At 64.5% G+C, this 4,800-nt stretch carries 4 protein-coding genes and 1 pseudogene; 3 read left to right on the forward strand and 2 right to left on the reverse strand.

Features of this window, described 5'->3' with window-relative positions; all coding sequences use genetic code 11:
• Positions 1–112: 112 nt before the first annotated feature.
• Positions 113–433: pseudogene (locus tag ACIRRA_RS45355) on the reverse strand (integrase core domain-containing protein); the annotation flags it as partial.
• Positions 434–603: 170 nt separating this feature from the next.
• Here ACIRRA_RS45355 and ACIRRA_RS45360 point away from each other — a divergent pair.
• A complete protein-coding gene (locus tag ACIRRA_RS45360) occupies positions 604–1,878 on the forward strand; it encodes an IS30 family transposase (RefSeq protein WP_402782153.1) in 1,275 nt (424 codons plus the stop codon).
• Positions 1,859–2,173 carry an integrase core domain-containing protein gene (locus ACIRRA_RS45365; RefSeq protein ID WP_402782147.1) on the forward strand — a complete coding sequence of 105 codons (315 nt, stop codon included), beginning with the start codon at positions 1,859–1,861 and terminating at the stop codon, positions 2,171–2,173. Before ACIRRA_RS45360 ends, ACIRRA_RS45365 begins: the two co-directional genes overlap by 20 nt.
• Positions 2,174–2,377: 204 nt before the next feature.
• Here the strand turns inward: ACIRRA_RS45365 and ACIRRA_RS45370 are convergent, their stop codons facing one another.
• On the reverse strand, positions 2,378–2,755 hold the full coding sequence (locus tag ACIRRA_RS45370) for a DUF302 domain-containing protein (RefSeq protein WP_402782150.1): 378 nt from the start codon (positions 2,753–2,755) through the stop codon (positions 2,378–2,380).
• Between the two features lie 247 nt (positions 2,756–3,002).
• Between ACIRRA_RS45370 and ACIRRA_RS45375 the strand changes: the two genes are divergently transcribed.
• Positions 3,003–4,013, forward strand: a complete 1,011-nt coding sequence (locus tag ACIRRA_RS45375) for a zinc-dependent alcohol dehydrogenase family protein (protein ID WP_402782156.1) — start codon at positions 3,003–3,005, stop codon at positions 4,011–4,013.
• The last annotated feature ends 787 nt before the right edge of the window (positions 4,014–4,800 follow it).

The raw sequence follows: 4,800 nt of genomic DNA on the forward strand, positions 1-4,800 counted from the left end.
ACAAGTTCCCTCGAAAAGACTTGCAGCACAAGAACATCAACCACGATCGACCACCCGAGATCCAGCTACACCGCCGCGTAAGTTAACGGCATTGGGTTTCATGCGCACCCGGTTATCTGTCTCCGACCGGTTGTTCGGTCAGAGCGGCATAGTAGTCGGCCTCGTACTCGACCGGTGGTTTGCGGCCGAGCCGGTGCATCAGCCGGGACTCGTTGAACCAGCTGACCCACTCATGGGTAAGTTGCTCGACATCAGCCAGCCGGTACAACGGGCCTCGCCGGAACGGGGAATCATCACGGACCGCTTCGGTCTTGTAGAGGCCGATCGTAGTTTCGGCGAGGGCATTGTCGAAGGCGTCGCCAACCGAACCTATCGACGGCTTGAGTCCTGAAAGCATCAGTGTCTCACCGAATTTCACCGATGTATACTGGCTGGATTCAATCGGTCGTCGCAACACCTTGATTTCGGAGGTGTGTGTTGGCGTATGGGAAGCGGCAGTTGGCGGTTCGGGCGTATAGGGGGCAGATTCCGTCGCCGGGAAGGCCGACGGTGGCGTGGCGTGAGGACCGGGTGCGGTTCTGGGCGGCGATCGCGCGTGGGGTGATGACCGAGGATGCCGCCACGGAGGCGGGGGTGTCCTCACCGGTCGGATTTCGGTGGTTCCGGCATGCTGGCGGCGTGAATCCTCGTTTGCCGCAATCAGTTTCGGGTCGATACCTGTCTTCGAGCGAGCGTGAGGACATCGCGTTGTGGCGCGCGCAGGGCGCCGGGGTGCGTGAGATCGCGCGAAGGCTCGGACGCGACCCGTCGACCATCTCGCGCGAGCTACGACGCAACGCGTCCACGCGCACGTATCAGCTGGACTACAAGGCATCGACCGCGCAGTGGCACGCCGAGCGGCGCGCGAGGCGCCCGAAGACCGCGAAACTCCTCGCCAACGACAGACTCCGACACTACGTCGGGGACCGGCTCTCCGGTGTCGTCCGCACCGCCGACGGAAAGGCCGTCGCCGGCCCCGGCGCACCGGAATGGAAGGGACGCAACAAACCCCACCGAGGAGACCGCGCATGGGTGACCGCGTGGAGCCCGGAACAGATCTCGCGCCGTCTCAAGGTCGAGTTCCCCGATGATGAATCCATGCGCATCAGCCACGAAGCGATCTACCAGGCGCTCTACGTCGAAAGCCGAGGCGCACTCAAACGTGAACTTGTCGCCTGCCTGCGCAAAGGCCGGACCCTGCGTGTCCCACGGGCGCGAGCGAAACAGAAAGCGTGGGCCCATGTCACACCGGAAACGCTGCTCAGCCAACGTCCTCCCGAGGCCGCCGATCGCGCCGTTCCCGGACACTGGGAAGGCGACCTGATCATCGGGTTGCAGCGCTCCGCGATCGGCACCCTCGTCGAGCGCACCACCCGGTTCACCATGTTGATCCACCTGCCCAGGGAGGACGGTTACGGCCTCGTCCCTCGCACCAAGAACGGTCCCGCCCTCGCCGGATATGGCGCGGTCACGATGACGAACGCGCTGGCGACGACGATCACCACCTTGCCCGAACAGCTGCGGCGATCGTTGACCTGGGACCGCGGGAAAGAACTCTCCGATCACGCCCGCTTCACCGTCGTCACCGGCGTCAAGGTCTACTTCGCCGACCCCAAAAGTCCGTGGCAACGCGGGTCGAATGAGAACACGAATGGTCTTCTGCGCCAATACTTTCCGAAGGGCACAGACCTGTCCCGCTGGAACGCCGAGGAGATCGAAGCCATCGCCCATACCCTCAACACCAGACCACGCAAGACCCTCGGATGGAAGACACCCGCCGAGGCCTTCAACGAGTACCTACAATCGCTACAACAACCCGGTGTTGCGACGACCGATTGAATCCAGCCAGTACTTTTCCGCTGAATTCGCCGACGTGACAAACGAACTCGGCGCGAAACGATCTGTAGGCCGCACCGGGACACGCTTCGACAATGCCTGGGCGGAATCATTCAACGGAACCCTGGAGAACGAGCGAGTAAACCGGACCGAGTATCCCACGCGTGCGCATGCACGAAAAGACATCATCGCCTATATTGAGCTGCGGTACAACCAGATTCGGCTCCACTCCGCAATTGACTACCGCACTCCCAACGAAATAAAGTCCGAGTGGCTCGAACGGAACCAGGCAGCGTAGAGAAACCAAAGATGCGCTGTCCGAAATCTTTCCGGCCCCTCACATGACCATCTCGAATGCGAGGCGCTGCCGATCCATACCTGAAGGCCTTGCAGCGCGAGCAAAAGCGGTGGCCGAGGCGACGCGATGACCTTCTCGCCATCAAGCTCGCCACCACTACCGATGACGTGAGAACCTCTGGGCGCTGGGCGATCCGACGGTGGGTCAGCCGACCGCCAGCGCGTCGGTCACCACATGCACCGCGGCCAAGCGGGCCGCGAGCTGCTCGGGTACACCCAGCGCCACCGCCTGCTCGACCGGGTCGCGATAGCTGACCTTGGTGGTGCCCTCGTCGTCCCAGATCACCACCTTCAGTGGGAGATCCACCGCCGCGAGCGGCTCCGCGGCCATCACCGGCGTACCGGCGGCCGGGTCACCGAACATCACCAGGACGGTGTCTCGTAAGCCGGTCCCGGCGTGCTCGGCCGCGGCAGCTTGATCGATGACCGCGAACACCGTGACCTGCCGGGCTTCCAACAGTGACCGCAGGTGCTCCACCACCTCGGCTACCTTGCCCGGAACCTGCTTCGTAAGGATCGCCATCGTGCCTCGCCTCTTCACATCCGTGGTCGCCGCGTCGTATTCACCTGGAGTCGAGGGTATCCGAGCGCCCTCGGCCCAGCATCGGTCAGGTGACCGCCGCGCCGAACGACCGAAGCAATCGTTGATCACAGGCTGATAGCCTGGCTCTGACCAGTCGACGGCGTCAGGTCGCCAGTCACGGAGGACACGCATGCGCACTGGATCCGCATTACCGTCCGAGCAGCCCGGATCCCCGTCTCGCCCCGGCATGCGGGCCACAGTTCTGGAGGAATTCGGGACCGAACCGGTTTTGCGCAGCGTCGAACGTCCGGTGCCGGGCCCCGGTCAGGTGCTGGTCCGCGTTGAGGCCAGTGGTGTGAATCCGCTCGACGTGAAGGTCAAAGCCGGTGCGGCGGCGCATGCTCGGGTGCGGCTGCCGATGGTCCTGGGCATCGATCTGGCTGGCGTAGTGACCGAGGTGGGGTCGGGCGTGACCGGATTCGACATCGGCGACGAGGTGTACGGCATGACCGGCGGCGTCGGCGACCTGCCCGGCTCCCTGGCCGAATACGCCGCGGTGGACGCGGACCTGCTCGCGCTCAAACCGGCCCGGCTGTCCATGCTCGAGGCAGCGGCGCTGCCCTTGGCATTGATCACCGCGTGGGAGGGCCTGATCGACCGGGCCGACGTCCAGCCCCGGCAGCTGGTGCTCGTGCACGGCGGGGCGGGCGGGGTCGGGCACATCGCGGTGCAACTGGCTGCCGCGCGCGGCGCGATCGTATTCGCCACCGGTTCAGCCGGCGACCTCCACACCATCCGCGGACTCGGGGCCGAGCCGATCGACTACCGAGCCACCAGCGTGCAGGAGTATGTCGACGCAGGCACCGGCGGTGCGGGATTCGACGTCATCTTCGACACCATCGGAGGTGCGACACTGGATCTTTCGTTCATGGCGGTGCGCGCCTACACCGGCCACGTGGTAAGCATTCTCGGCTGGGGTGCGCACAGCCTGGCACCGCTGAGCTTCCGTGGCGCGACGTATTCGGGAGTGTTCACCCTGCTGCCTCTGCTGACCGGGGAGCACCGCGCCCATCACGGCCGGGTACTGGCCGCGGCCGCCGAACTCGTCGACGCCGGACAGATCACACCGATTGTCGACCCGACGCCATATCACCTCGGCACGGTCAGCGAGGCGCACCGCGCGGTCGGCGACCGGACTCGGCGTGGCAAGGTCGTCATAGACGTACGTGCGGCGGCCGAATCCTCCGAAAGCCGGTAATCGACTGAGGCTGCGGCCCTTGGGGCGATCCAGCAAAGCCGACACTCAACCCCTCCTCGGCGGTGCCGGAACTGAACAGACTCGGCACCGATGGGAATGTTGTTGGCCTGCAGCAGACAGACATTTGCCATCTCCGCAGCGCTTCCGCACTCCATTACCGCTCGGCGCGTGTGTGCCACCCGACCGTTCATCGGACCCACGACTTCAGGGTCTGGAACCTCTGCAGTGAACCCTATCCGCTGAATATGTGCGACAGCCGATCCGTTGTCAGTGTGGACCATCCCCCAGGCCGCTGGGTCTTCGTGGCTCACAGAGGCGAGCAACGCGCCCGGCTGAGTCAAGTACAAGGCACCAGGCGTCACCGGTACTCCAGGCATGTGGACCGTGATCTTCTCCCCAGCGAGCGCTGATGGGAACGACCGCCCGACGACATCCGGTTCGCACTGCACGAAGTCCGGAATTCGCGGATCCTCTGGAATTGCCTGCTGCCACTCGATTTTCACCACGCGCCACCCTTCCTGTCAGCTGCCCACCCACTCTGCCGTACGCTGCTGCTGGTCTGACTCGGGACTACGCGACACGGCGCTGGCCCAGTTGACCGCCAACCTCTACGACACGTTTTCTGGACAGCCGGATCCCTTGTCCGACTGCTGATTCCGGCTCGAACTGCGGGTGTCGGAGAAACGATGGCATTTTACGAACGCGCCCCAGCGGTGGACCTTTCGGTGTCGAAGGTCCCGACCCGAGGTGTCGTTGGCATCGTGTGATGCCCGCCTCGACGGCGGAT

This window comes from Nocardia sp. NPDC101769, assembly GCF_044766925.1.
Taxonomy (GTDB): domain Bacteria; phylum Actinomycetota; class Actinomycetes; order Mycobacteriales; family Mycobacteriaceae; genus Nocardia.

Excerpts from the sequence above, each read along its gene's own strand:
- ACIRRA_RS45375 (WP_402782156.1), top strand. The coding sequence starts at position 3,003 with ATGCGGGCCACAGTTCTGGAGGAATTCGGGACCGAACCGGTTTTGCGC.
- ACIRRA_RS45360 (WP_402782153.1), top strand. The coding sequence starts at position 604 with ATGACCGAGGATGCCGCCACGGAGGCGGGGGTGTCCTCACCGGTCGGA.
- ACIRRA_RS45370 (WP_402782150.1), bottom strand. The coding sequence starts at position 2,755 with ATGGCGATCCTTACGAAGCAGGTTCCGGGCAAGGTAGCCGAGGTGGTG.